This is a genomic window from Stenotrophomonas sp. Ste96, from assembly GCF_024519495.1.
GTDB lineage: Bacteria > Pseudomonadota > Gammaproteobacteria > Xanthomonadales > Xanthomonadaceae > Stenotrophomonas > Stenotrophomonas bentonitica_A.
On the sequence record NZ_JALJRX010000046.1, the window covers coordinates 1 to 634 of the forward strand.

General features: G+C 62.1%; 1 pseudogene. It reads left to right on the top strand.

What is annotated here, in order from left to right:
* Nucleotides 1-314 precede the first annotated feature (314 nt).
* Nucleotides 315-634 (top strand): annotated as a pseudogene (locus OC373_RS18765) (hypothetical protein); the annotation flags it as partial.

The window sequence follows — 634 nt, forward strand, 5'->3', positions numbered from 1 at the left end:
AGCTTTGGCAGACACGCGACCTACTTTGCGCCTTCCCCCTGTAGACGGCACCGACTTCCATTTCGTGGGTCACGCCGCAGCGGTGTTTGTCCCGAAAGCATCTATCATGACTGCTTGGAAGACTTGAAGCAGCGGCGCAGCAGCCACCCAGCGTCGAGTCGCAATCTAGGAAACCTCCGGTAATGAATGGCCAGTCAGGCTGCGATATCAAATGCGTCACCTCGGTGGGTGCGCCTCTCAACCAGCGGTGTGCATGCGAAGTGGTTGACGTCTTTCGTCTACATGAGTCGATCCGCGGTGCCTTTCCGGAGTTCATGACTGATCCCGCCGTGCACGCGCACCTGTTTTCCCCGTATGCCCTGTTCGTTGACCGTGCGGCGTTGGACGCCATGGGGCGCGTCGCAGCGGCGGTTTTCGCCGTTGCAGGGAATCCGCGATACCGCCAGCACGTCCTGCAATGGGCCCCCGACATAGCAACCCATGAGCCAGGTTCGGCGGGTGGCGTCCTGGGACTGGACTTTCACCTGACCGTCGACGGCCCGCGGTTGATCGAGGTCAACACCAATCCCGGCGGGCTGCTCCTCAATGCAGTGCTGCTCGATGGCGTGCGGTCCTGCGCGCCGGCTGCGTGGAC